The sequence below is a fragment of the Alteripontixanthobacter maritimus genome, from assembly GCF_003340475.1.
Lineage (GTDB): Bacteria > Pseudomonadota > Alphaproteobacteria > Sphingomonadales > Sphingomonadaceae > Alteripontixanthobacter > Alteripontixanthobacter maritimus.
Genome location: NZ_QBKA01000002.1, coordinates 1,867,198 through 1,891,135, shown reverse-complemented (window position 1 = coordinate 1,891,135; position 23,938 = coordinate 1,867,198). Strand labels below are relative to the sequence as shown.

At 60.2% G+C, this 23,938-nt stretch carries 30 protein-coding genes; 14 read left to right on the top strand and 16 right to left on the bottom strand.

All coding sequences use genetic code 11. From position 1 onward, the window contains the following. Positions 1–68 precede the first annotated feature (68 nt). From HME9302_RS09455 to HME9302_RS09445, 3 genes are all read left to right on the top strand, one after another. Complete coding sequence (locus HME9302_RS09455; protein ID WP_115366808.1) at positions 69–1,127, top strand: mannose-1-phosphate guanylyltransferase; 1,059 nt, start codon at positions 69–71, stop codon at positions 1,125–1,127. Next, on the top strand, positions 1,124–1,924 hold the full coding sequence (locus HME9302_RS09450) for a class I mannose-6-phosphate isomerase (protein WP_230079950.1): 801 nt from the start codon (positions 1,124–1,126) through the stop codon (positions 1,922–1,924). The genes HME9302_RS09455 and HME9302_RS09450 overlap by 4 nt, the downstream gene beginning before the upstream one ends. Before the next feature lie 225 nt (positions 1,925–2,149). Beyond that, positions 2,150–2,482: a hypothetical protein gene (locus tag HME9302_RS09445; RefSeq protein WP_115366807.1), complete on the top strand. Its 333-nt coding sequence runs from the start codon at positions 2,150–2,152 to the stop codon at positions 2,480–2,482. A gap of 67 nt (positions 2,483–2,549) precedes the next feature. Here the strand turns inward: HME9302_RS09445 and HME9302_RS09440 are convergent, their stop codons facing one another. Then, a complete protein-coding gene (locus HME9302_RS09440) occupies positions 2,550–3,008 on the bottom strand; it encodes a pyridoxamine 5'-phosphate oxidase family protein (protein WP_115366806.1) in 459 nt (152 codons plus the stop codon). Positions 3,009–3,181: 173 nt separating this feature from the next. On the opposite strand from HME9302_RS09440, the gene HME9302_RS09435 reads away from it, so the two are divergent. Next, entirely contained in the window at positions 3,182–3,385 is a 204-nt protein-coding gene (locus tag HME9302_RS09435) for a dodecin family protein (protein ID WP_115367638.1), read from the top strand. A 35-nt stretch (positions 3,386–3,420) separates the two neighbouring features. Here the strand turns inward: HME9302_RS09435 and HME9302_RS09430 are convergent, their stop codons facing one another. Beyond that, a complete protein-coding gene (locus HME9302_RS09430) occupies positions 3,421–3,897 on the bottom strand; it encodes a YaiI/YqxD family protein (RefSeq protein ID WP_115366805.1) in 477 nt (158 codons plus the stop codon). Positions 3,898–4,213: 316 nt separating this feature from the next. Here HME9302_RS09430 and HME9302_RS09425 point away from each other — a divergent pair, with 316 nt between their 5' ends. The 6 genes from HME9302_RS09425 to HME9302_RS09400 all read left to right on the top strand — a co-directional run bounded on the left by HME9302_RS09425 (position 4,214) and on the right by HME9302_RS09400 (position 7,170). After that, positions 4,214–4,423: a cold-shock protein gene (locus HME9302_RS09425; protein WP_115366804.1), complete on the top strand. Its 210-nt coding sequence runs from the start codon at positions 4,214–4,216 to the stop codon at positions 4,421–4,423. A 117-nt stretch (positions 4,424–4,540) separates the two neighbouring features. After that, positions 4,541–4,765, top strand: a complete 225-nt coding sequence (locus HME9302_RS09420; protein ID WP_115366803.1) for a hypothetical protein — start codon at positions 4,541–4,543, stop codon at positions 4,763–4,765. A gap of 119 nt (positions 4,766–4,884) precedes the next feature. Beyond that, positions 4,885–5,268: a COG3650 family protein gene (locus HME9302_RS09415; protein WP_230079949.1), complete on the top strand. Its 384-nt coding sequence runs from the start codon at positions 4,885–4,887 to the stop codon at positions 5,266–5,268. Then, positions 5,265–5,786, top strand: coding sequence for a DUF3429 domain-containing protein (locus HME9302_RS09410; RefSeq protein WP_115366802.1), 522 nt, complete (start codon positions 5,265–5,267; stop codon positions 5,784–5,786). Before HME9302_RS09415 ends, HME9302_RS09410 begins: the two co-directional genes overlap by 4 nt. Positions 5,787–5,923: 137 nt before the next feature. Beyond that, complete coding sequence (locus HME9302_RS09405; RefSeq protein ID WP_115366801.1) at positions 5,924–6,499, top strand: fasciclin domain-containing protein; 576 nt, start codon at positions 5,924–5,926, stop codon at positions 6,497–6,499. A gap of 206 nt (positions 6,500–6,705) precedes the next feature. After that, complete coding sequence (locus tag HME9302_RS09400; RefSeq protein WP_230079948.1) at positions 6,706–7,170, top strand: DUF427 domain-containing protein; 465 nt, start codon at positions 6,706–6,708, stop codon at positions 7,168–7,170. Positions 7,171–7,173: 3 nt separating this feature from the next. Here the strand turns inward: HME9302_RS09400 and HME9302_RS09395 are convergent, their stop codons facing one another. From HME9302_RS09395 to HME9302_RS09385, 3 genes are all read right to left on the bottom strand, one after another. Continuing rightward, positions 7,174–7,527: an Mpo1-like protein gene (locus tag HME9302_RS09395; RefSeq protein ID WP_115366799.1), complete on the bottom strand. Its 354-nt coding sequence runs from the start codon at positions 7,525–7,527 to the stop codon at positions 7,174–7,176. Positions 7,528–7,582: 55 nt separating this feature from the next. Then, on the bottom strand, positions 7,583–9,199 hold the full coding sequence (locus tag HME9302_RS09390) for a bifunctional GNAT family N-acetyltransferase/carbon-nitrogen hydrolase family protein (RefSeq protein ID WP_115366798.1): 1,617 nt from the start codon (positions 9,197–9,199) through the stop codon (positions 7,583–7,585). 118 nt (positions 9,200–9,317) lie between these two features. Next, positions 9,318–10,769 (bottom strand): S41 family peptidase, encoded by a 1,452-nt coding sequence (locus tag HME9302_RS09385; protein ID WP_115366797.1) that lies wholly within the window; start codon positions 10,767–10,769, stop codon positions 9,318–9,320. A 304-nt stretch (positions 10,770–11,073) separates the two neighbouring features. On the opposite strand from HME9302_RS09385, the gene HME9302_RS09380 reads away from it, so the two are divergent. Together HME9302_RS09380 and HME9302_RS09375 are read left to right on the top strand one after the other, a co-directional pair. Beyond that, complete coding sequence (locus HME9302_RS09380) at positions 11,074–11,691, top strand: YbhB/YbcL family Raf kinase inhibitor-like protein (protein WP_115366796.1); 618 nt, start codon at positions 11,074–11,076, stop codon at positions 11,689–11,691. Between the two features lie 81 nt (positions 11,692–11,772). Then, positions 11,773–12,024, top strand: a complete 252-nt coding sequence (locus HME9302_RS09375) for an SWIB/MDM2 domain-containing protein (protein WP_115366795.1) — start codon at positions 11,773–11,775, stop codon at positions 12,022–12,024. Positions 12,025–12,030: 6 nt separating this feature from the next. Here HME9302_RS09375 and HME9302_RS09370 read toward each other — a convergent pair whose 3' ends face one another. Both HME9302_RS09370 and HME9302_RS09365 read right to left on the bottom strand, forming a co-directional pair. After that, positions 12,031–12,462 (bottom strand): DoxX family protein, encoded by a 432-nt coding sequence (locus HME9302_RS09370; protein WP_115366794.1) that lies wholly within the window; start codon positions 12,460–12,462, stop codon positions 12,031–12,033. Positions 12,463–12,501: 39 nt separating this feature from the next. Next, complete coding sequence (locus tag HME9302_RS09365; RefSeq protein WP_115366793.1) at positions 12,502–12,768, bottom strand: DUF3253 domain-containing protein; 267 nt, start codon at positions 12,766–12,768, stop codon at positions 12,502–12,504. Between the two features lie 58 nt (positions 12,769–12,826). Between HME9302_RS09365 and HME9302_RS09360 the strand changes: the two genes are divergently transcribed. Beyond that, positions 12,827–14,107 (top strand): dipeptidase, encoded by a 1,281-nt coding sequence (locus HME9302_RS09360; RefSeq protein ID WP_115366792.1) that lies wholly within the window; start codon positions 12,827–12,829, stop codon positions 14,105–14,107. Between the two features lie 42 nt (positions 14,108–14,149). On the opposite strand, the gene HME9302_RS09355 is transcribed toward HME9302_RS09360, so the two are convergent. From HME9302_RS09355 to HME9302_RS09335, 5 genes are all read right to left on the bottom strand, one after another. After that, the gene (locus tag HME9302_RS09355; protein ID WP_115366791.1) at positions 14,150–14,485 is read right to left on the bottom strand and encodes a DUF3140 domain-containing protein; all 336 of its coding nucleotides are present in this window, start codon (positions 14,483–14,485) and stop codon (positions 14,150–14,152) included. Then, positions 14,485–14,718, bottom strand: a complete 234-nt coding sequence (locus tag HME9302_RS09350) for a hypervirulence associated TUDOR domain-containing protein (protein ID WP_115366790.1) — start codon at positions 14,716–14,718, stop codon at positions 14,485–14,487. Before HME9302_RS09350 ends, HME9302_RS09355 begins: the two co-directional genes overlap by 1 nt. A 57-nt stretch (positions 14,719–14,775) precedes the next feature. Then, entirely contained in the window at positions 14,776–15,081 is a 306-nt protein-coding gene (locus tag HME9302_RS09345; RefSeq protein ID WP_181815730.1) for a hypothetical protein, read from the bottom strand. An 85-nt stretch (positions 15,082–15,166) separates the two neighbouring features. After that, on the bottom strand, positions 15,167–15,988 hold the full coding sequence (gene dapD / locus HME9302_RS09340; protein WP_115366789.1) for a 2,3,4,5-tetrahydropyridine-2,6-dicarboxylate N-succinyltransferase: 822 nt from the start codon (positions 15,986–15,988) through the stop codon (positions 15,167–15,169). A gap of 247 nt (positions 15,989–16,235) precedes the next feature. Continuing rightward, complete coding sequence (locus HME9302_RS09335) at positions 16,236–16,532, bottom strand: hypothetical protein (protein WP_147270798.1); 297 nt, start codon at positions 16,530–16,532, stop codon at positions 16,236–16,238. Here HME9302_RS09335 and HME9302_RS09330 point away from each other — a divergent pair. Beyond that, positions 16,516–18,723: a S8 family peptidase gene (locus HME9302_RS09330; RefSeq protein ID WP_115366787.1), complete on the top strand. Its 2,208-nt coding sequence runs from the start codon at positions 16,516–16,518 to the stop codon at positions 18,721–18,723. The two genes, HME9302_RS09335 and HME9302_RS09330, sit on opposite strands and share 17 nt — an antisense overlap. 26 nt (positions 18,724–18,749) lie before the next feature. Here the strand turns inward: HME9302_RS09330 and HME9302_RS09325 are convergent, their stop codons facing one another. The 4 genes from HME9302_RS09325 to HME9302_RS09310 form a co-directional block, all read right to left on the bottom strand. Further along, a complete protein-coding gene (locus tag HME9302_RS09325) occupies positions 18,750–19,844 on the bottom strand; it encodes a phosphotransferase family protein (protein WP_181815729.1) in 1,095 nt (364 codons plus the stop codon). Continuing rightward, positions 19,841–20,929, bottom strand: coding sequence for a Zn-dependent alcohol dehydrogenase (locus HME9302_RS09320; protein WP_115366786.1), 1,089 nt, complete (start codon positions 20,927–20,929; stop codon positions 19,841–19,843). Before HME9302_RS09320 ends, HME9302_RS09325 begins: the two co-directional genes overlap by 4 nt. A gap of 65 nt (positions 20,930–20,994) precedes the next feature. Then, positions 20,995–22,314, bottom strand: coding sequence for an acyl-CoA dehydrogenase family protein (locus HME9302_RS09315; RefSeq protein ID WP_115366785.1), 1,320 nt, complete (start codon positions 22,312–22,314; stop codon positions 20,995–20,997). A gap of 95 nt (positions 22,315–22,409) precedes the next feature. Beyond that, complete coding sequence (locus tag HME9302_RS09310) at positions 22,410–23,927, bottom strand: MFS transporter (RefSeq protein WP_326833161.1); 1,518 nt, start codon at positions 23,925–23,927, stop codon at positions 22,410–22,412. Positions 23,928–23,938: the final 11 nt, after the last annotated feature.

Below are 23,938 nucleotides of genomic sequence, written 5' to 3'. Positions count from 1 at the left end.
CAGAGCGAAAGAACAATAAGTGGCTGTCTTGCATAGCGTTATCGAACCAGCAGGATGTATATTTTCCAATGACCTCTTTCATCCACCCGGTCATCCTATGTGGCGGAAATGGTAAGCGCCTTTGGCCGCGCTCGCTGGCGGCAAGGCCAAAGCCGTTCCTGCCCTTGGTCGGGGATTGCACGTTGTTTGAACAGGCTCTGGACCGCTGCGACAACCGCGATATCTACGGTGCGCCGGTTATAGTGACCGGTGCCGACCATCGACCGCATGTCGAGGACCAGGCGGGGCATGTCGCGGATCTCCGTATCATTGTCGAGCCGGACGGGCGCAACACGGCACGCGCAATCGCTCTGGCAGCGGCAATGCTGCCAGACGATGCGATCATGCTCTTCTGTCCAAGCGATCATCATGTCGCAGATGCCGCGGCATTCACCAAGGCGGCGCAAACCGCCGCCGCACTGGCGGCGCGGGGTCACATGGTCGCTTTCGGCATCAACGCCGAAACGCCCAATACCGGTTTCGGTTATATCCGACGGGGCGATCCCATCGAGAATGTCGGTCCAGGCGGGGCTACAGGATATCGGGTGACTCAGTTTGTCGAAAAACCCGATCTGGCGACGGCCCAGCAGTTTCTGGAAGATGGCAGTTATAGCTGGAATTGGGGAATTTTCGCCTTTCAGGCAGGCGCGCTCCTACACGAGTTGGAAACGCATCTCCCCGAAATGGCCCGTTTAGTAAAGGAAGCCGTTGCACAAGGTGAACAGGACCGGTCATGCTTTTACCCCGCTGCCGAGCATTTCAGGCAAATCGAAGGGGAATCACTAGATTACGCCGTTATGGAAAATGCGAAGACCGCAGCGATGGTGCCGGTCGATATGGGTTGGTCGGACATTGGCAATTGGTCCGCTTTGCACAATGCACGCGGCAAGGATGAGTCGAGCAACAGTACGCTTGGAAAAGTCGAACTAGTGGAATGCCAAAACGTCGCGGTGGAAACCGATGGCCCGCGTGTGTCGGTGGTCGGTTTGCAGAATGTTGTGATCGTCGTAGATGGTGACGAAGTGCTCGTCACAAGCGCCGCTGGCGCGCAATTTGTCGGCAGGCTGGAGGGGGCAATCAATCAATGACGGCGCCGTATCTTTTGCAGACCCGCATGGTGGAAAAAGTATGGGGCGTCGCCGCTCTTCCCCCGCCATTTGCGGATAAAAGTACGAGCAAGTCCGACTCGAAAATCGGTGAGATTTGGTTCGAACCGACCGCTGATAATTCCGATCTGCTGGTCAAATACCTGTTCACGAGCGACAAATTGTCGGTGCAGGTGCACCCTTCGGACGCGCATGCCGGCGAAGGGGAAAGCGGGAAGGAGGAATGCTGGTATGTGCTGACCGCCGAACCAGATGCGGCGCTCGGCATAGGCTTAACCAGCGAATGCAGCAAGGAAGAACTGCGTGCCGCCGCGCTCGACGGGTCGATCGAGAACCTGCTCGACTGGCGTCCGGTATGCGCCGGCGATTTCTTCTACCTGCCCGCTGGCACCATCCATGCCATCGGTCCGGGTTTGACCCTTCTGGAAGTGCAACAGAACAGCGAAACTACATACCGCCTTTACGATTATGGTCGGCCGCGCGAACTGCATCTGGCCGATGGCATTTCCGTTGCCAATAGGGGTCCATACGATGCGGCGAACACACGCAAGGTCCCCGCAACCGGCGACGTAACTTTAGTGGACGGGCCGCATTTCCGCATGACCCGCAGTGTAGAACAGGCGCCGGATGATTACCGCAATGGCGCATTGGTCGTGCCCTTGGACGGGCTGGCGCAAATCGGCCATCTGAGGGTCGAGGCGGGGCAGTGTGGGTGGGCGCCCGATGTGACTGCTATCGATCTTTCGAGCTGTCCATCAGCGATGATTGTGGCGCGCTGATACGCTGTCGGTCGCCAGGGCGCTTTTGGCCGGCGTCGGCCCATAGTCGTCCCACCCATCGTACGACAAGATCGCGCGTCCGCCATAGTCCGGCAATGCGCTTGCCGGCCAGCGAACCAATGCTCGACATAACGCCGCCTTTACAGCTTCACAACGCTTGGTGCGTCGGGACGGAACGAAGAAGAAATCAACTTCGAAGGCACAGGGATAACCCTAGCGCAGGCGATGGGTCGTGTTGGCGGTTTGCAGGATGGGCGGGCGGATCCGAAGGGAGTATTTATCTTCCGGTGGGAACAGACAACACCTGCTATTATGGATGTGTCCACTACCAACATGCAAACCCTACCTAGCACGCCTTACCCCCAGGGTTTGCCGGTAATCTATCAAGTTAATTTGCGGGACCCGTCCGTTTTTTTCGCCATGCAGAATTTCCAGATGGAAGATGGCGACGTGATGTTCGTCGCCAATTCGTCTCTTTCTGAAATCCAACGGTTTGCTGGGATTATTTCTTCGACCCTGCTGCCAGCGGTCGCGATCGAAAACTCGGTCAGCAACTGAGCCGTTTTTGGATTAAATAAAACTGAACGTTCTGCCCGACAGATATGCCGGGCAGAACGTTCAGCATCTATTTTTGCGGGATGTCGAAATCCGCTTCCTCGTCATCGTCCCAATAGGCCGCGCGGGTGGCGTGGACGTGCAGCATGACCATACCATCGGTATCGATCCCGTCCTCGAACCAGCGGTCGAGTTCGTCCACCCAATGCTTTTTAAATTCGGCCTTGTCGCGAACAATTTCTGCCTTTCCCTCGACCGAAATGAAAGTGCCCGGCGCTCCTTTGGGGGACGGCGCGCCCTGGAATGACAGGCCAATCTTGGGATCGCGTTTGATGTCGTCCACCATTAGGCAGTCTTCCCAAGTGAAGTAATAGCTGTCCCCATCGTAATCGACCTGGCGATTGTTGCTCATGGGGCGGGCGCCGATCTGCCCGTCCTTGGTGAGGGTGTTGAGCATCACGAAGTCGATGTCCTTCATCGCCTGCGCGATGTGTTCAAGGTGCTGCTGAGGAGTTTTGTCGCTGGCCATGAGTGGGTCCTTCGTATCAAGCTTCTGAGGAAACAGCGCACCATGGATGGAGTGGTTCCTGCGGTGGAGCCGGACATAATGGCCAAGCGAGCTGGTGCCGAATGCACGGCCCGACCGTTGGGAAAGGGAAGGCGGCGCAATTCGCGCTGCCGACCCATCAGGAGATTGCACATATGTCCGTTGCAAAAGTCACAGAAATTATCTCTTCCAGCCCCAAGAGCGTGGAAGACGCCGTTCGTGAAGGCGTGGCGCGCGCGTCGAAAACCATCAACGGAATCACCGGCGTATGGGTGAAGGACACTAAGGCCACGGTCGACAATGGTAACATTACCGAATGGCGCTGCACGCTGAAAATCACCTTTGTGCTGAACGACTAACGCTTATCGGATGCCGCGCGCTGGTGCAGCCGGGATTACCGCCCGAGCCGCACCAGCGCCGCATCCAGTGCTTGCAGAAACGCGGAACGGTCACGCTTAGAAAAGGGTGGCGGCCCCCCGGTCAAACCGTCGACTCCGGCGCGTAGGTCGGCCATCAGCGCCCGTGTAGCCACCGCCCCGCCAATACTGGCCGCAGTAAATGGTTTGCCGGTTGGGGCGAGCACGGTGGCACCCACTTTCACACAACGTTCGGCGAGCAGAATATCAGCGGTCACGACCACACTTCGGTTAGTCGTTTGCTCGGCAATCCAGTCATCCGCTGCGTCGAAACCATCATCAACCACGACGCGCCGAATGAGAGCGTCACGCGGAATACCGAACGGCGCATTGCTGACGACCACAACCTCCACACGGTGGCGGAGGGCAACGCGGTAAATCTCATCCTTCACCGGACAGGCATCGGCATCCACAAGAACACGGAGGGCAGTTGGTTCAATGGTACTGTCTGACATGGTGTCTCATCTGAATCGGCCCTGGGTGCAATCTCAATACCAACATTTTCCAGCAAGGCACTGAAACTGGCGGAATGCCGCAGGATTAGGCGAATCCGTGCGCATGTGCTAGATAGACCCCACTAACGTCGAAATTTGCGACGGACTTCGACGATTGACTACCGCCAACGGCCCTCGGGCCTGCGCGCGATACTGACGACGACTTCCCTTCGATTGACGACCTTGGTCCCTCGGCCTGCAATCCTGCCGGCCGGGACAACGATACCCGTGGCACCATTTTGCTGCGGTAATACAGGTTTCTCGAAAGGAAACGCATATGCCTACTGGCACAGTAAAATTCTTCAATGCAGACAAGGGCTATGGTTTTATCCAGCCCGACGACGGCAGCGCCGACAGCTTCGTGCACATCACGGCCGTTCAGGCCGCTGGCATGCAGTCGCTGGATAAGGAACAGCGCCTCAACTACGAAGTCGAAACCGGCCGCAATGGCAAGGCTTCGGCTGTCAATCTGAGCAACGCCGACTAACGGCAGCGAAGATTTGGAGTACCGGCAACCGGGCATCGCTTTTTGCGGTGTCCGGTTGTCACTTGATTACCGGAACGCTGGTCGTTCCGCCCATTTGACCCGATCGAGGAGTATTGCGTGAGCCAGACATTCGAATTCTATGACGCCCGGGCCAAAGAAGCACAAAAAGAGGCTGAGGGCGCACAGCTTGTCATGGTCAAGGAACGCGCATTGCGCGCGGAAGCCGTCTGGCGCGGTCTGGCCGAACAGGCCCGCAACGTCAGCCGTGAACGGGAAAAGGCAGAAGCCGTACGCGCCGCCCGCCGTGAGGCGGAACAGGCGCTGCAAGCCGAAAAGGCCTGAGGCGTATCATGTTGCCGAGGCGCTCTCCTGCTTCCGGCGGGTTGGCGCAATCATATTTTCCGCGTCGGATAATTACCTGCTTATCCATTGGCCTGTGCGCAGCCTTGTCTGCCTGCCAGATGTCGTCCGAGAATGGCGAAAGCGAGGTTACTACCGATCGCACGCCATACGCGGATGTCGGTGAGCAGGATGTCATCCAGTTTACCGGAACGGAGCCGTTCTGGGGCGGATCAGCACAGGGCGCCAGTCTTACGTATGCTACGCCGGAGCGACCAGATGGCGAGACAATCGCGGTCCGACGCTTTGCCGGGAATAACGGGCTGGGACTGAGTGGAACCCTGTCCGGGCAAGCGTTCGACCTGGTTATCACCCCGGCCGAATGCAGCGACGGTATGAGCGACCGGACGTATCCCTTTGTCGTCACACTGAAAATTGGCGACCAGATACGCAATGGTTGCGCCTGGACAGACGCCAAACCTTTCGAGGGTTCGCAATCGCCATGACGCCGAACCAAGGCGGGACCCGCGCGGTGGGTATTGCCGACATTCCGATGGTCCCGCGTATGCTTGGCTTTGCAGGACTGCTGCCTCAGCTCGCATGCGTCGTTGCGGTATGGCTGGGGCCGGAGGAGTGGTTATGGACCGCCAAGGCCATCGGCTTCGGTTACGCGGCAATCATCTTTAGCTTTTTAGGCGGAATGTGGTGGGGTCTGGCTGCAGCTACGTCGCTTCATACTCCAGGGTCGCAGTCGAAATTTGAAAGAGGGCAAACGCGGACCTTGTCCGTGCCAAGCTGGATATGGTTCGCGGCTATAGCACCGAGCCTGATCGCGTTGGCCGCATATTTGCCATGGATCTTCGGTGGACCGTGGCCTGGACCGTCTATGATCGTTCTGGGCGGCGCGATAGCAGGGTCGCTGTGGGTCGACAGAGCACTCGGTAAATATACGCCGGACTGGTGGATGGCCTTACGCATTCCGTTATCTCTTACGCTTGGCGCAGCGACGGTGTTGCTGGCCTGAAATAGCGCAATGATCGTAGATGATTGAGGCTTATTTCTGCCATATTTCGGAACCAATTGCGGCCGCAATCCATTGAGTTGGGTAAGAGCGCGGCCCGAACGGCGCTCGCAAAACATACCGACCGAACAGGAATTATCATGAAACGTTTTACACTCCCGCTCCTCGCAGCATCCGCCCTCGCAATTTCGGCATGCGCTGAAACGAATGACGAAGTCGTGGTGGATGACACCGCAGATACCATGGCCAATGAGACAGTCACGGATGCTGGTACGCTGGTGGAAGTCGCCCAGGGCGATGAGAACTTCAGCACGCTAGTCTCTGCTGTTACGGCAGCAGGTCTTGGCGAAACGTTGAGCGGCGAAGGTCCGTATACGATCTTCGCGCCAACCAACGCAGCGTTCGACAAGCTGCCTGCAGGCACGCTGGACACGCTGACAATGGATGAAAACAAGGAGCAGCTTTCGGGCATCCTTACCTACCACGTAGTCAGCGGTGAAACGATGGCCGAAGCACTCACCACCGCGATCACCGACGCCGGTGATGCAGGGTACGACATCACCACGGTGAACGGTGGTACGCTGAATGCGAAGCTGGTCGACGGCAATGTAGTTCTGACTGACGCGATGGGCGGAACAGCCACGGTAACCGCTACCGATGTTGATGCATCCAATGGCGTAATTCACGTGATCGACACCGTGTTGATGCCGAGCTAACACGAGCAACAGCATTTACGACGCAAGGGCGCGCTCTCCGTAAAGGATGGCGCGCCTTTTGCTATTTTGGGACAAGGATTTCGATCGCCATGCCAGACCTCCTCGACAAGTTCGCTCTTCTAAAGCAAGTCCGGTCGCATCGTAGTAGCTGGGATGCATCGTTTCGCCCGGCTAACGTAGAACCGGCCGGGCCAGGGGAGGAATCCGTGTGGAACTATCCTCGCCCGCCAATAGTCACCCTGGCAGATGACGAATTGCGCGTCCTGGCAGGGGATGTAGCGGTCGCGCAAAGTACCGGCGTATTGTGGCTTAAAGAAACCGCCAGCGCGCCAACGGCGTATTTCCCGCCCTCGGATGTCAAAACCGAATTGCTGCGCGCAAATGGGGGCGTGTCGGTTTGCGAATGGAAGGGGGCAGCAACTGCATTCGACGCGATCCTACCCGACGGGCATACAATTCAGGACGCTGCATGGTGTTATCCCGACCCATTCGACGATTTGCCGGAAGGCTACGCACAGATTGCAGGCTGGTATGCGTTTTATCCGGCCAAGCTCGATTGCTTCGTAGGCAAAGAGCGCGTTCGTCCCCAAGGCGGCGGATTTTATGGTGGCTGGGTTACAGACCGTATCAAGGGGCCCATCAAGGGCGAAGCAGGCAGCTCCGGCTGGTGATGATTATGCCGGCGTGTTGCGGTCGGCGGTATCTACGCCTGCCATGTCCAGTTCGCGGTCGATCCGCCCCGTGAGCCAGCACCACCACATCTTGAAGTCGGCAGCCAGGCTCCATAGTGGATAGGTAAAGGTAGCGGGACGGTTCATCTCGACCCGGAAATGCGCGATCCATGCAAAGAAATATCCGGCAACCGGCATCGCGGCAAGCCACCAGAACCGGCCGGTTACAATCGCAAAGACAGCAATGGCTACCACCAGTGTGGTGCCGATATAATGCAGCGTGCGGGTGCGCGGTTTGGAATGTTCGCGCAGGTAGAACGGCCAGAATTCAGCGAAGGTGGTGTATGTCTTTGCCATCTGTTCAGAGTGCGCTCACGCGCAAAATCCGTCAACCGTGCGCTGCGCCCCGGCTTCAGCCATGTGTACCGGAACCACCTGCATCGGATGGGCGGGTATAGCCGGTATCGTCTTCGCCGCCGCTGGCATCCTTGTTCCACGCGACACGGTAAAGGTCGAAGCGCCGGTCCTTCAGGTTCTGCACCGCCCCATGCTGACGCGCGGTCAAAAGGTTCGACATCGACAGATCGGCAATCGCGATGGTTTCCGTATTGGGAGCGGTATCAGCCGCCACGCCATCACGCGCAAAAGGAAAATCGGACGGGGTCAGGATCGCGCTTTCGGCATAGTGCACGTCCATATTCTCGACATTGGGAATGTTGCCGACCACGCCGGAAGTTACAACATAGCACTGATTCTCGACCGCGCGGGCCTGGCTGCAATAGCGCACCCGCAGATACCCGCGGCGTTCATCGGTGCAGAACGGCACGAACAACAATAGCGCGCCCTGGTTCACCAGGTGGCGGGCAAGTTCGGGAAACTCGCTGTCGTAGCAGATCATCACCCCGATCGGGCCGCAATCGGTGGGTATGGCGTCCGCGCCATAGCCACCCTTAATATTCCACCAGCGCCGTTCGGACGGGGTGGGATGCAGTTTTTCCTGCGCATAGACTGCGCCCGAGCGAAGGAAAACGTAGGCGATGTTGCGAATTTCGCCGTTGGCCATTCGCGTGGGATGGGATCCGCCGATGATGTTGATGTTGTAGCTGACCGCCAGCTTTTCCATGAACGCCTTGAAGCGCTCTGTATAATTGGCGACTTCCTCGATCGCTTCGGCTGGCGGTATCGGCGTGTCGGGGATGCTCAGCAGTTCCAGGGTGAACAATTCGGGGAAGACTACGAAATCCGCTTCGTAATCCGATGCCACGTCGGTCCAGTATTCCACCTGCTGTTCGAATTCGTCGATCGCACCGATACGCCGCATCATGAATTGCACGGTAGCGACGCGCACGCTTTCCGGCAGGTTCTTGCCGATGCCGCTGGGGCCTTCCGTGCGAGTTTCCGGCGCAAGCGGGTTGGGCCAATACATCAGCACCGCGTTGCCCCCACTTTCCTTGTCCTCAGCCAGGTACTGGCGAAGCACGCGTTGGGGCTGGAACCCCAGATTTATCTGGAAATTGATGACCTGGTCCGGGATCTTCTTTTCCAGCACCGCAGCCAGATAATTCTGCGGGTCGGGAAACTTGCGGCGCCGGCGCTGATATCCCGGCATCCGGCCGCCGAAAACTATGCCGTCAAGTTCCAGATACTGGCACAATTCCTGCCGCTTGCGATAAAAGCGCTGGCCGATGCGGAGCCGCCGGAAATCGGGGTTCACGCATACTTCGATACCGTACAACACGTCGCCGGCGCTATCGTGGCGGGTGGCAAAGCCCTGTCCGGTAATCTCGTCCCATCCGTGATCGGCGAATGCGATGTCGCGTGGCACAATCTGCGTGGCGCAATAGCCTGCCAGCTTGCCTTCGAATTCGGCGACGAACTGGCCTTCGGGGAAGTTGTTGATCTGGCCGCGAATTTGCGCGGCGGAATATCCTTCGCCCTTGCCGTAGACGCGCCCGGTCAGGCGCGCGATGCGCAGGGCATCGGCAGGTTCGGCGGGGCGGATGACGAGTTTTGCTTTGGTGGCGTCCATGGCCGAGGCGCTTACTGTGCGAGCAGTCCCGCGTCTATCGCTGGTCTAACGCAAATCGCCCCACCCGCCAGTCGGCGAGCGGGGCGATTTCATTTTCGGTGGTCAGGTTCGCGTCTGCCTAGAACAGACCAGGCACTTCCCGCTGGGCGGCAGTCGGCTGTCTGGGCTGCAACAACTCGCGCCTGTCCTGCACGGTACGCGCTGTAGTCGTGCCGCCGCGTGTAGAGGCGATGGGGGTGCAGGCGCGGCCAGCCAGGAAATCGAGCGAGCGGGCAATCGATGCCTCACCCGGCTCACCCAGCTGAGTGAAGATATCATCATCGGCCTGGCAGGTGCGCGGAACGACCGAAGCCAGTCCGGTGAAATATTCGCCCTGGTTGTTCGCGTTGGTGGTCTTCAATGCCACGATCCGCAACCGGTCGTCACAGCTTTCCTTGTCGCGCGCGATCTGCCCGACCGGTTTGCCGAAGGTGTTGGTACCCACCAGCGCCATGTTGTTGCCCAGATACGGGATGAAGGAATTGGTCACCAGTTCAGAAGCCGAAGCCGTGCCGCCGCGCCCGATGAAGGCAATCTTGGTGGCGGCAATCGCCTGCGGCAGGCTTTCGAACCGTTCGGTCGAATTGTTGCTGGCGAGGCTGGGGCGGAACACCGTGTTGCTGAACACCTGCCCCACCTTGTCCCGGCCCATGAGGTCGCCCATCAGATCGGCAATGAAGATGAAGCCGCCGCCATTATAGCGAAAATCCACGATCATTTCGGTCACGCCCTGCGCCCGGAAATCGTTGAATGCCGCCAGCAGATCATCCTCTGCCGGACCGATGAAGGTCCGCAGGTTGAGATAACCCACCTTCTTGCCGCCATCATTGATGATCTTTGCGCCATAGCGGTTGGAAACGGGATCCAGCTCGAATTCCGTCTTGGTCACGTTCATGGTAGTGACCGTGCCGGCCGCATTGCGATATTGCAGAGTGCGGGTGACGCCTGCATCCGATGCGCCGAGCGCGTTGACAACAGCCTGCGGGCCACCCGAAGCCATCAGGTCCGCAACTGATTGGCCGTTGATTGCCAGCAGCTCGGTACCGCGATCGATCCCTGCAGCCAACGCAGGCGCGCCCTCGTAGGCTTCCAGCACGAAAACACGATTGGCCGCTGTGTCATAACCCAGGCGGACGCCGAAACCGGCGCTCGACCCGCTGTTGAAGAACGCTTCTTCTTCCTCGATCGAAGTGATGTAGGTGAAGAACCGATCTTTCGATTGCGCGCGCGCCGGGGCCACCAGCGCGTCGATATAGCCTTGCACGGTGCCAAAGGCAGCCGGGTTGGCATTAGTGTCCAGCAAATCCGGGAAGAGGTAGAACTGATTGATTTCCTGGAATGCAAAATCCTGGCGTTCGGACAGCGAACAGCCCGCCGTGGGTGTCGGCGCCGGAGCGGGCGCCGGGGTGGGCGTGCCGGATGTAGGCGGCGCATCGCTACCCCCTCCGCCATCGGAAATACTGCCATTTCCACCGCAGGCGACAAGCGCCGTTGCCAGAGTAAGACTTATTGCTGTGCGAACGATTTTCATGTGCGACCCTTCCCATCGGGTACGGATGCACCCAACCCCTTGACGTAGAATGCGAATTATCAAGCGCAAACTCATGTCGAACATCAGTCTATGTCAGCGCGCGGCGGATGTGAAGGGGGCAGGGTGCGTCGGCGCTATCGCTGGGCCGAGAACGCCGGTTCTTCTCGGACCAATATCAGGATTTCCGCGCATGAAAAACGCTGCGCTATGCGTAAAACCGGGCAAAATGATGTGTCGGCTCTGTTCTGCGGCGTCGCACGCGGCTAAGTCCATGGCCGTATCCACCTGCGGAGATTAGACGACAATGCCCGAAACCGTGCCTGACTGGTTGCAGTCTGCCTTGCATTCCCCCCATTCGGGCCATGCTTCGCTGACCATTGCAAAGCTGGCGGACCAGAAGAGTTTCGGGCGCGGCAATCTAGCGCTGAGCAGTCCTGCCTTTCGCGATGGGGAGGAACTGGACCCGTGCTTCACCGCGCAGGAGGAGGACGCGGTCGCTCCGCCGCTGGAATGGACTGCGCCACCACCCGGCACGCAGGAACTGGTTATCGTGGTGGAGGATGCGGGATCTGCTGCCGTTCCCACCGCATCCTCCGATCTGCCGTGCCATTGGCTCGTCTGGGGACTAGCCCCCAATTCGCGTAAGTTGCTGGAAGGCGAAACGCCGCCGCGCGTGGGTAAGAATTCGCAGAAGAATTCCGAATGGCTGTTGCCCGATCCGGCGGCAGGCGACGGTGCGCATCACTATGTGTTCCAGCTGTTCGCGCTCGACCTGCCACTGGTGCTGATGCCGGGCGCAAGCCGCGCGCAATTGCACAAGGCGATCGAAGGGCACGTGATCTCCGCGACTGTGCTGACAGGCACATACGAACATCAACCCGATCTGCTGGATGATTGGGACGGCGACGCCGACGGTGCTTGAAGGCGCCTGATCGGGCCGACCCCGGCCGCACGAATTTACACGACCGCGGGCATTTTGCCCGCAACCTGAAAGGAAGTCATAATGGCTGGTAAGAACAACGCATTGCAGAAACCCGTCACCCTGTCCCCGGAACTGGAAAACGTGATCGGCAAGGGTCCGATGACCCGCGCGCAGGTCACATCCAAGGTTTGGGAGTACATCAAGAAGCACGATCTGCAGGATTCCAAGGATCGCCGGCAGATCAATGCGGATGACGATCTGGGTGCCGTAATCGGCAAGGAACAGATCTCGATGTTCAAAATGACGGCGGCGGTGTCCAAGCACCTGAGCTAAAGGCGATTATACGCTGCCGCCCATGCCGGCGGCAGCGCGGGTTTTGCGGCGAAGCGGCCAGTCGGTCGCTTCGCCCACCCATAACGCGAGCCAGATAATCAGCGGCTGAGCCACCATACGCGGGCCGTGATAGGCCATGGACGGGCCATCGATGGTGCCATCAAGATACATCATCATATGGTTCACATTGGCCGGCCATACGCATAGCGCATAGAGCGCCAGCCCTATGCCGGCCGCCCGCCGCAATCGCTTCGACCAAGGCTGCAACAGTCCTGCCGCGCCCGCAAGTTCCGCCCAACCAGTGAACGCGACCACGAAGGCTTTTGCTGGCACCCAGTCGGGCGTGATCGACAGAAACGGCGCTGGGTCCACCAGGTGCCTGTAACCGGCGAACCCGTAAAATAGCGCCAGCAGGACGCGGAAGATATTGCGGGTCAATGAAATGTCCTTCGCACAGGCGGCTGTTTGATACCTATGTTACCCGTCAGCCGCGGACGCAATACGATAGGGTCCTTTAGGCGCGGATTTGGGACTGCCTTTCCAACTGAGCCGGATTGCCCCGCGCTTCAACATATGTGCGACCGCCCGATGGACGGACGCCATTTGCGCGCGCCAGTCCCCGCCCGGGCCTGCAACCACGCGAGCGGCCTCGCTGGGACAGATCGTCTTGCCGGCGCGTCGTTCCAGCAGGACGGTAATGGCATGTTCGGGCGTTACTGAATCAAAGCCATGGTCGGACGGCATTGATGTAGCTCCTGTGTTTACGGTAGGACCGTGACGCACCCCAAGGGGAGGAAAAGAGATGCTTAGGATACCCGCGATCGTCGCTTCGGCAACCGCCATCGCATTAGCATTGGTGACCGCCACGGCTCCTGCCAAAGCTCAGACAGCGGAAGAAACCGCGGCTGCCGCCCTGGAAGCCGCGCCGGTGTGGGACGGGCACAACGACGTGCCGATCCAGCTTCGCGCGCGCTTCGATAACGAGATTGGCGATTTTGACTTTGCCGATACGACCGGGACCGGCGCGGACCATGCCGAAGGGCGCGTGATGCACACCGATCTCGCCCGGCTGGGCGAGGGGCAGGTGGGCGCGCAGTTCTGGTCGGTCTATGTCAGCGCCGCGCTGACCGAACCGCAGGCGGTTCTTGCCACGCTGGAACAGATCGACGTCACTCGGCGCCTGATTGATCGTAATTCGGGCAGGCTTGCTCTGGCATTGACTGCAAATGATGTGGAAACCGCGTTGGCGGAAGGAAAAATCGCCTCGCTGCTGGGCATGGAAGGGGGCCATTCCATCGGCAGTAGCCTCGCGGTGCTGCGCCAGATGTACGACCTTGGCGCGCGGTACATGACGTTAACGCATTCGAAAAACACACCGTGGGCCGACAGCGCCACCGATACGCCGGAGCATGGCGGCCTGACCGATCTGGGCCGCGACATGGTGCGCGAAATGAACCGCATCGGGATGCTGGTGGATTTGAGCCATGTCAGCGAAAAGACGATGCTGGACGTGTTCGATGTGGTACAGGCTCCGGTCATTTACAGCCATTCCGGCGCAAGGGCGATCAACGGCCACGCGCGCAACGTGCCCGACAACGCGCTTCGCCGCCTGAAGGACAATGGCGGCATCGTGATGGTGGTCGCGCTGCCAGGCTTCCTGAGCGAGGACGCGCGCCAGTGGTATGCCAATCGCACGGCGGAAAAGGCACGGCTCGATGCGTTGTTCCAGGGGCAGCCGCGCGAGGTTGAGAAACGCATTGCGGTGTGGGAGCAGGACAATCCCGAACCGCAAGCGACCATCGCCGACATGGCCAACCATATCGATCACATCCGCACCGTGTCCGGTATCGATCATATCGGCATCGGCGGTGATTACGACGGGATGCGGACAGGGCCGGTCGGGATGGAGGATGTAACCGGCTATCCGGCCCTGTTCACGGAACTGGCCCGGCGAGGTTATTCGCAAGCCGACCTTGAGAAGATATCGATGCGCAACATGATGCGAGTGATGCGGAAGGCAGAAGCGGTGGCGGCCGCGCAATCCGCTCTGCCTCCATACGAAAATCCCGCTGCCGAATTCTGATCCGGCAGCGGGATTGTCCGCTTTTCATATCTAAATGCCTGCCTAGTCGTCCCTGACCGGATCGTGGCCCCAATTCTTCAGACTGTAACGCCAGTCGCTGTTCTCGATGTTGCCGTCCGGCAGCTGGGAGAGGTGGCGCGCAATATAGCCGTTGACCTTGTTCATGTGATCATACTGGTCATCGGTCAGATCATCTTTTGCGGTGCGCTTGATCTCGACAATACGCCGACCGGATTTGTGGCCCGTGCTTTCACCGCTGTCGCTGTCCCCAACCGACTTGGAGTCATCGGTTTCGAGCCACTCCTCCAGTTCTTTGGGCTGCATGTTCACGCGGTCGTAGAACGTGTCGTAAATATCGTCTCGATCCTTGTCGGACATCAGTCCTTGTCCCACGCGCTCAGTTCACTGCCGCGCTTCAGCACCTTGTCGCCATCTTCTTGCTTGATCAGATAAGCAGGGTTGTCGTCATCGCCATCCTTGGTGACTTCGGTGCCCTGCAACGTGCGGGTTACCTCTTTCTCGAAACGGTCTTCGATCTGGCCTTTGCCTTCGCCATTACCCCAGTTCCATTTTACGTACTGGTTGGTCTGAAAGCTGTTGGAATTGCTCATCGGGTATTCTTTCGTTGCTGTCCCCGTCCGATAAATTCAAAACGCGCAGCGCGCCGATCAGTTCTCGATAACTTCCACGCCATCGTCCATCACCGTGTCATCATCGGACATCTCGTCTTCCATGATTATGCCGTCGGTGTTGCTGGATCCGGTTTCCATTTCTTCCACGGCATCGATCTTGCCGGTCATGTCGGCCTGTCCACCGATCGTGTCGGAAGTTGCTGCCCCGAAGATCCATATTGCCGAGAGCCCGAGAATGGCGAGCAGCGTGCCGATACCCAGCACCCAGCGCATCACGCCGGTCTTTTCGCCGCCGCTGGCTTCTTCCGCATCGACGTGAACTTCGTTGCCTTCAGTATGCATGGTGGTTCGCTTTCCGTCCTGTGATCCAAAATTCGAGTAATAGCGCAATGTCCGCTCAATAGCGAGGTTCCGCGCCGTTGCCGATTCAATCGCGCAGCAATTCGTTGATGGCGGTCTTGGCCCGCGTTTGCGCGTCCACCGTCTTCACGATGACTGCGCATGCCAGCGATGGTCCGCCGGCAGGGTCGGGCAGGGTGCCTGGAACCACGACCGAGTAAGGCGGGATCTGCCCGCGCATGATCTCTCCGCTGGCCCGGTCGACGATCTTGGTCGACTGGGTGATGAAGACCCCCATGGCCACCACGCTGCCCTCGCCGACGATTACGCCTTCCACGATTTCGGAACGCGCGCCGATGAAGCAGTTGTCGCCAATGATGGTGGGATTCGCCTGTAACGGCTCCAATACGCCGCCGATCCCCGTTCCGGCGGAGATATGGCAGTTTTCACCCACTTGCGCGCAGCTACCGACAGAGGCCCACGTGTCGATCATCGTGCCATCGCCGACATAGGCACCGATATTGACGAAGCTGGGCATCAGAACCACGCCCTTGCCGATATACGATCCACGCCGGGCGACCGCACCCGGCACCACCCGAAAGCCTGCATCGGCGAAGCGAGCCGCATCCCACCCTTCGAACTTGGACGGCACCTTGTCGTAAGCAGGGACACTGTTCGCGCCGTCCACCACCATGTTGTCGCGCAAACGAAAGGACAACAACACAGCCTTCTTGAGCCATTGGTTGACCTTCCACCCGCCATTCCCGTTGGGCTGAGCGACGCGCGCCTCGCCGCTATCGATCATGGCGATCGCGCGTTCGACCTGCTTCGTGATTTCGGTGTCGCCCTGGCCGATATTGGCCCGGTCGTCCCAGGCAGCTTCGATCGCAGTGGCAAGTGTGTCGGTCATAAAGGGTATCCCGGGAGTAAATAGTGACGCGGGAGTGCTGCTAACGAGGCCGCGAAGCGCGCACAAGGCGGGAGAGGCACTGGCGTTCGGCAAAAGCGTCACGCCGTGATATGAGAGCGTAACTAGCGAAGGGGCGAGTTACAGCCATACCTGTTCATAATTGCTTTAAACTCAAACTGCTAGGCACTCTACAAATTGGATCGAAGGAACGGACGGGCATGGCTGCGACGCGGATCAAATCGACACGTCACCGGATTGGCTGCGCGCTGGGTGCGCTGGTGCTGGTGTCTGCCTGCGGCGGCGGCAAGAGTTCCGGTGGTGGCGGGCCGATCAGTACGCCGCCAGCCCAACCGGCACCTACTCCGGCACCGGTTCCAACACCAACACCAACACCAACACCGGCCCCGGCTCCCACGCCGACACCGACACCTAGTCCGACACCGACACCCACACCCACACCCACACCTACTCCGACACCGACCCCCACACCTACTCCGACCCCGACTCCCACACCAACCCCCATTCCGGTGACCAGCTTCGACACGGCCGAATTCCGCCGCTCCGACGGGCCGCAATTTCACGGTGCCGTTTCCGCATGGTCACGCGGTATTGCCGGTGCGGGTGAGATCGTGGCGGTGATCGACACGGGCATCGATCCGGACAGTCCGGAATTTATCGGCCGGGTGCATCCTGATTCCACCGACCTATTCGGCAGTCGCGGGCTGGAAGGGGTGGATGATCACGGCAGCAATGTGTCCATCGTTGCAGTTGGCGCGCGCGATAACGCAGGGGTGCTGGGCATCGCTTACGAGGCGCAGGTCCTCGCACTGAGGGGCGATACGCCCGGAAGCTGCGATGTGGCCGACCCTGACGACGATGCGGCTGGCTGTTCGTTTTCCGACAGCACAATCACGCGCGGTATCGACATCGCGGTTGCGGCCGGAGCGACTGTTATCAATCTCAGCCTCGGCGGCGGCGGAGTGAACAGCACGTTGCGCGCCGCAATTGCCAGGGCCGCCGCAGCAGGCGTTGTTATCGTGGTTTCAGCCGGTAATGATGGCGACAGCACCGATGCAGGTATCGACCCGACCCAACCGGACCCGTTCGGTACCGCTATCCGTGAAGCTGGAGGCGACAATGTCATCATCGTCGGCTCGGTCGACCAGAACGGTATGATTTCCGACTTCAGCAACAAGGCGGGCACACAAGGCGCGTTTTATCTTACTGCGCGCGGCGAGCGCATCTGCTGCATCTACAAGGATGGCGAACTGGAGATTACCGAGGAGAATGGCAGTCGTTTCGTGACGCTGTTCTCCGGTACAAGCTTCTCCGCACCGCAAGTGTCTGGTGCGGTCGCGCTGCTGGCGCAGGCTTTTCCGAATTTGACCGGCAAGGAGATCGTCGAAATCCTGCTGGTTAGTGCACGGGATGCCGGCGCGGCCGGGATCGACGAGATTTACGGGCGCGGCATTCTGGATATTGCGCGCGCGTTCGAACCTGTCGGAACCACGTCAATTGCGGGAACCGGATCGGTACTCGCGGCGAGCGATACGACTGCGACCGCCTCGACCGCCATGGGTGACGCGTTTGTAGATGTCGCGCTTGAAACTATCGTGACCGACCGGTTCGACCGCGCCTTCGGCTATCAGCTTGGTCAGAACCTGCGCGGGGCTCTGCCGCAGCAACGGCTGCGCGGCGCGGTCGAGAATAATGGCCGCCATGTGGCAATCGGCGGGGGCGGGGTGGCGATGGCGTTCTCGATTGATGAATCGGGTTCGCAGGATGAGCTGACGGTAGCCAATGCGCTGCGTCTTTCGACTGAAGATGCACAGCAGGCGCGCGTTCTGGCAGCGCGTGTCGCCATGCAGATTGCGCCAAAAACGCAGCTTGGCGTTGCCTATCGCGAAACCGAGAGCGGCATCGTGGCGCAACTGCAGGGGCAGGACCGCCCCGCCTTCATGATCGCGACCGGTGCGGCGGGTGATACCGGCTTTTCCCGGTCGGGCGATGCGTCGCTGGCGGTGCGGCAGACTGTAGGGCCGTGGGGTCTGACCGCCAGTATGCAGAGCGGCAGCGCGGTACTCGGCAATTTTCGAGGGCCGGGCCTGTCGCTATCGAGGGAGCGAGAACGGTTTGCCACGCGCAGTTTCGCTTTGGCCGCGGACCGGCGCTTCGGCAATCTCGCGGCTACGCTTGGGATGAACTGGCTGGACGAAGACGACACGGTACTGGGCGCCTATTTCCACGAAGCTTTGGGCGGCAACGGTGCCAGCACCATGTTCGTGGATGCCGGTGCGGCATGGCATTTTGCGCCCGGCTGGCGATTGGGCGGCGATGTTCGTCAAGGGTTCAGCCGCGCGCGGTCTGGCGGACTGGTGGCTGCCGGTTCGGACTTCACAAGCCGCGCGTGGTCGTTCGATCTGTCGCGCAGCGGCGCGCTGAAGCTGGGGGACAGTCTGGGCTTTCGCGTCTCGCAGCCGCTTCGGGTGTCGCATGGCGGACTGCAACTGTCTCTGCCAGTTGACTACGATTACACCACCGAAAGCGCAATCTATGGCAACCGGGCGCTATCCCTCAGCCCCGATGGCCGCGAAATGATGGGCGAGATTGCCTGGCGCGGTCCGCTATGGAACGGAAATGGGGCGCTAAGCGTGTTCTATCGCAGCCAGCCGGGCCATTTTGCGGGCGCGCAGGATGATACCGGCATGGCGCTGCGATGGAACAAGAGTTTCTAACCGGGCGCTTACGAAAGCGTTAACCGCTACGCCCCGGCCTTTTTGGCGAAACCCCATGCAGCCTCGGCCAAAGGGGCAACCCGTTCGCTCATCGCCTTGGCATGGGCGGAGGATGCGGTGCCGTCGATCACGCGTTTCTTGATGCCCTGCATGATGCCTGCCAGCCGGAAGAAATTATAGGCGAAGTACCAGTTCATATCCGGCACGCTGTCGCGTCCCGTCGCGGCGGAATACCGTTCGACGACTTCCTCCAGCTCCGGAATGCCCAGCGCCTTGCGGTCGACATCTTCGACGCCTGAACGGCCACCGTTTTCCGTTACATAAGCCATGCAGAAATAGGTGAAATCCGCCAGCGGATCGCCCAGTGTGGATAGCTCCCAGTCGAGCACTGCCAGCACCTTGATGGCATCAGGCGTGCCTTCCGCGCCGAAGATCATATTGTCGATGCGGTAGTCGCCGTGGACGATGCTGGTGCGCGTCTGTTCGGGCAGGGTGGCGGCAAGATATTCGATCAGCCGTTCCATCGGCTCCAGCCGCTCGGTTTCTGCCAGCTTGTATTGCTTGGTCCAGCGTCCGACCTGGCGGCCGAAATAATTGCCTGGCTTTCCATATTCGGTCAGGCCTGCGCGTTCCAGGTCGACGGAATGCAGCTGCGCCAGAACGTCGGTCATCTCGAAATAGACTGCGCGGCGCTCGGCCGGGTCCGCGCCGGGCATAGCGCCGTTCCAGATCGTGCGCCCGTCGACCATGCCCATCACGTAAAACATCGAACCCGCGACATCGTCATCCTCGCACAACCCGTATTGCGGGGCGACCGGGAAGCCGACAGATTCCAGGCCCGACTGCACGCGAAACTCGCGGTCGACGGCGTGGGCGGACGGCAGCAATTTGCCATAAGGCTTGCGCCGCAACACATAGTTCCCGGATGGGGAAGACAGCTTGTAAGTCGGATTCGACTGGCCGCCCTTGAATTTTGCCTGCTCCAGCGGGCCGGTGAAGCCCGGCACATTGGCCTCCATCCAAGGGGTCAGCTTCACAAGATCGAGCCGGTCGTCGCCTTCCGGCGCCACGGTGCCGACGAATGCCTTTTCGGCATCGATCGCGGGAAGGATGCTGGTCATCGGTCGAACACGATCACGCTGCGCGCGCTGCTGCCGCTGCGCATGGTGTCGAAGCCATCGTTAATCTGGTCCAATGAAATGGTCTCGCTGATAATGGTGTCGAGATCGAGCAGGCCGCGCATGTAAAAATCGACGAGGCGCGGCAGGTCCACAGGAAAATGGTTCATACCCATGATCGCGCCTTGCAGCTTCTTGCCGCCGAGCAGGTCCAGCGCGCCCAGACCGACCTTGCAGTCCAACGGCATCATGCCGAGAATGGTCGCGGTGCCGCCGCGTTTGAGCACCTTCACAGCCAAATCCGCGCTGGCCTGACGGCCGACCGCCTCGATCGCGTGATCCACGCCGCCATTCGTCAGCGCGACGATCTGCGCCGCGGCATCGTCCGCCATCGCGTCCACCGTGTCGGTCGCGCCGAGCGTTTCGGCCATTGCGCGTTTTTCGGGCAAGGGATCGGCGGCGATGATCCGTCCGGCACCTGCAATCTTCGCAGCATTTATGGCGGCAAGGCCCACTCCGCCGCAGCCGATCACGGCAACTGTTTCGCCGGGCACCAGCTTGGCCGCATTGAAGATCGCGCCTGCGCCAGTGGTCACCGCGCAGCCGATCACGGCGGCCCGGTCCAAGGGCATGTCCTTGTCGATGGCGACGCAGGCGTGTTCGTGAATCAGCATCTGTTCGGCAAAGGCGGACAGGTTGAGCAACTGGTTCACTGGCTCGCCGTCTCCGCGCGTCAGCCGCGAAGGCGCGTCCTTGCCGCGTCGTGTTCCGGCGCCCAAGCACAGCGCCATGCGCCCCGTCACGCAGAATTCGCATTGGCCGCAAAAGGCGCTGAGGCAGGTGACGACATGATCGCCCGGCTTCACCGTCGTCACTTCGCTGCCGACCGCCTCGACCACGCCGGCAGCCTCGTGGCCCGGCACCAGCGGCAGCGCGTGGGGGTACGCGCCATCGATGAAATGCAGGTCCGAATGGCACAACCCGCAAGCCTTGGTGTTAATCAAGACCTCATGCGCCATGGGTTTGGCAGTCTGCACATCGGCAATGACAAGCGGCTGGCCGGGTTGTTCGAGTAAGGCGGCTTTCATGGCAGTGATCCCAAATCTTCAAGAAGCGCGCCCCGGCGTTGGCCGGGGCGCGCGAACAGTAAGCTCTATGCGCTGGCAGCAGCGCCGCCAGCACCGGAGCCTGCAGCCATGCCGCTACCCATACCCTTATGGGCAGGCTCGTTCGGATCGGGCGCGTGGCGGGCGAATTCCATCCGGGCGATGGAGCGTTCGTGCACCTCGTCCGGACCATCCGCTAGCCGCAGCGTGCGCTGATGCGCCCATGCCTGCGCCAGGCCGTAATCCTCCGACACGCCGCCGCCGCCATGCGCCTGGATGGCATCGTCGATGATGCTCAGTGCCATGTTGGGCGCCTGCACCTTGATCATGGCGATTTCCTGCTTGGCGTTCTTGTTGCCGGCCTTGTCCATCATATCGGCGGCCTTGAGGCAGAGCAGCCGCGTCATTTCGATATCGATGCGGGCCTTGGAAACCCGGTGTTCCCAGATCGAATGCTTATAGATCGGCTTGCCGAATGCCTCGCGCTGCTGCAGCCGCCGCGCCATTTTCGCCAGCGCTTCTTCCGCCACGCCAATGGTCCGCATGCAGTGGTGGATGCGACCCGGCCCTAGGCGGCCCTGCGCGATTTCGAAGCCGCGTCCTTCGCCCAGCAGCATGGCTGATTTCGGGATGCGGACATCCTTCAGTTCGATTTCCATATGGCCGTGCGGCGCGTCGTCATAGCCGAACACGGGCAGGTGCCGCAGGATGGTCACGCCGTCTGCATCCAACGGCATCAGCACCATGCTCTGCTGCGAATGACGGTCGGCGCTCTTGTCGGTCTTACCCATGACGATGGCGACCTTGCAGCGCGGATCGCCTGCGCCCGAGCTCCACCATTTACGGCCGTTGAGCACGTAACCGTCGCCATCGGGCGCGATGGTGCATTCGATGTTGGTCGCGTCGGACGATGCGACGTCCGGTTCCGTCATCAGGAATGCGCTGCGGATTTCACCATTCATCAGGGGTGCAAGATACTGGTCCTTCTGTCCGCGCGTACCGTAGCGCAGCAGCACTTCCATATTGCCGGTATCGGGCGCGGAGCAGTTGAACACCTCGCTTGCCCAGCCGATGCGGCCCATCTCTTCGGCACAGAGCGCATATTCCAGATTGGTCAGGCCCGGACCTTCAAATTCGAAGCTATCGTCCACATGGGCGCGGCCCGAACGTGGCGGCATGAACAGGTTCCAGATACCCTGCGCCTTGGCGCGCTCCTTCTCCTCCTCGACCACGGGCAGCACCTTCCAGCGTTCGCCCTCGGCAGCTTGCTGGACATATTCATGGTGGCGCGGGCGCACGTTCTTTTCGATGAAATCGCGCACGCGGTCGCGCCAGTGTTGCTGCCGGTCGGTCAGGTCGAATTCCATGGTGGAGGTCCTCTCTCGAATATAATTCGCGCTATCGTTGCTGTGTAAGTGGCAGAGCGCAACTGGTCCGCCAAGCCTATTATATCACGTGGTGTTCAGCCCATCGGGCGTCTCGGCACTGCCGGATCATCGGCATGCGCCACTACTGGCGGCGCTGCCGCCATCTTGGCCACGCGCGCTTCATGCTGTTCGCGGCTGATCGGGAACCGGCCAAGCCAATAGGCCGCCAGTAATGCCAGCACGAAGGAAGCGGCGGCGTATAACACGATCATGCTGTCGAGCACCGGTTGCGCCACCGTGCCGGGGCGGGCGTCGGTCATGAGTTGCGATATCGCCACGATCTGACCGGTCAGGAATATGCCGATGCCGGTGGCGCATTTCTGGACCAGCCAGTTGCCCGAATAGAACGCGCCTTCCGCCCGCAGGCCGGTGCGTTCCTGATAGGACTCCACGATTTCCGCCACCATCGATGTGGCGGAAATCATCACCACGATCCCCAGCGTATTGGCGATGCCCAGGAAGAGGAAATAGAGTGCGGTCGACAATCCACTGCCGGGGTCCGGCCATACTCCTGCGAGCAGTAGCCCATAGGGCGTGAAGCCCACAAAGAACGCGCCGATCGCGCAGAATGTCGCGCTGGCCGGTTTACCGAACCGGCGGTGCAGCGGTCCGACGATGAAGAACATTACGATTACGCTAGCCGCCAGTACCAGCGGGTAAAGCTTGAAGGCATCTTCCGACAATTGCCAGATGAACAGGTTCACATACTGGCTGATCGAGAACGTCATGCCCTGGCTGATGTAGGCCGCCAGTCCGCCAGCAGCGAAAATGAGAAACGCCTTCTCGCTGAATGCCTCGACGATTTCGGAAAAAGCGCCTTTCAGGCTGAACGGTGGAGGTTTGACGGCAGGCAATTTGGCAACGAGGCTGTGCTGCCCCCATGCCGACCCCATCACCGCGACTGCCATCAGCACTGCGCCGAATATGCCATATTGCCGATAGCCTTCTTGCCGCAGCAGGCCGTCCGCACCCGGCATGAAAACCGTGTAAGCGAGGATCATCATCAGCAGGCCGCCAATCCAGCCGAACAGGAAGCGGAACCGGAACAGCGTGGTGCGCTCGTCGTAATCCGATGTCAGCTCCGGCACCAGGCTGATGGAGGGAACCTCGCAGGCAGACAGCAGGATGCGCACCGTCGCGGCAATTCCGAGCAGGCCAAGCGCGGTCGGCGCTTCTCCGCCCGGCGGCGACCACAGCAGCACCCACACAAACGCCAACGGAATCGGCGCGGCATACAGCCACGGCAGGCGGCGGCCCCATTTTGTGTATGTGCGGTCGGAAAGATTGCCGAGAATGGGGTCGATAACTGCGTCGATCAGCAGCGCCGCCAGCAATACATAGCCGACAGTGCCCGCATTCATGCCGAGGACCTGATTGTAATAAATCAGCAGAAAAAACGAAAAGCCGCTATCCTTCACCCCGAACGCAACCGCACCGAAGCCGTGGATCAGCTTCAGCTTCAGCGGCAACGCGGCGGACGGCGGAACGGCAGGTGCAACGGCACCGGACGCGGACGCCGAGGCAATTGGTTTCGAATCAGAACTGGACGCCAAGCTGCTCTCCC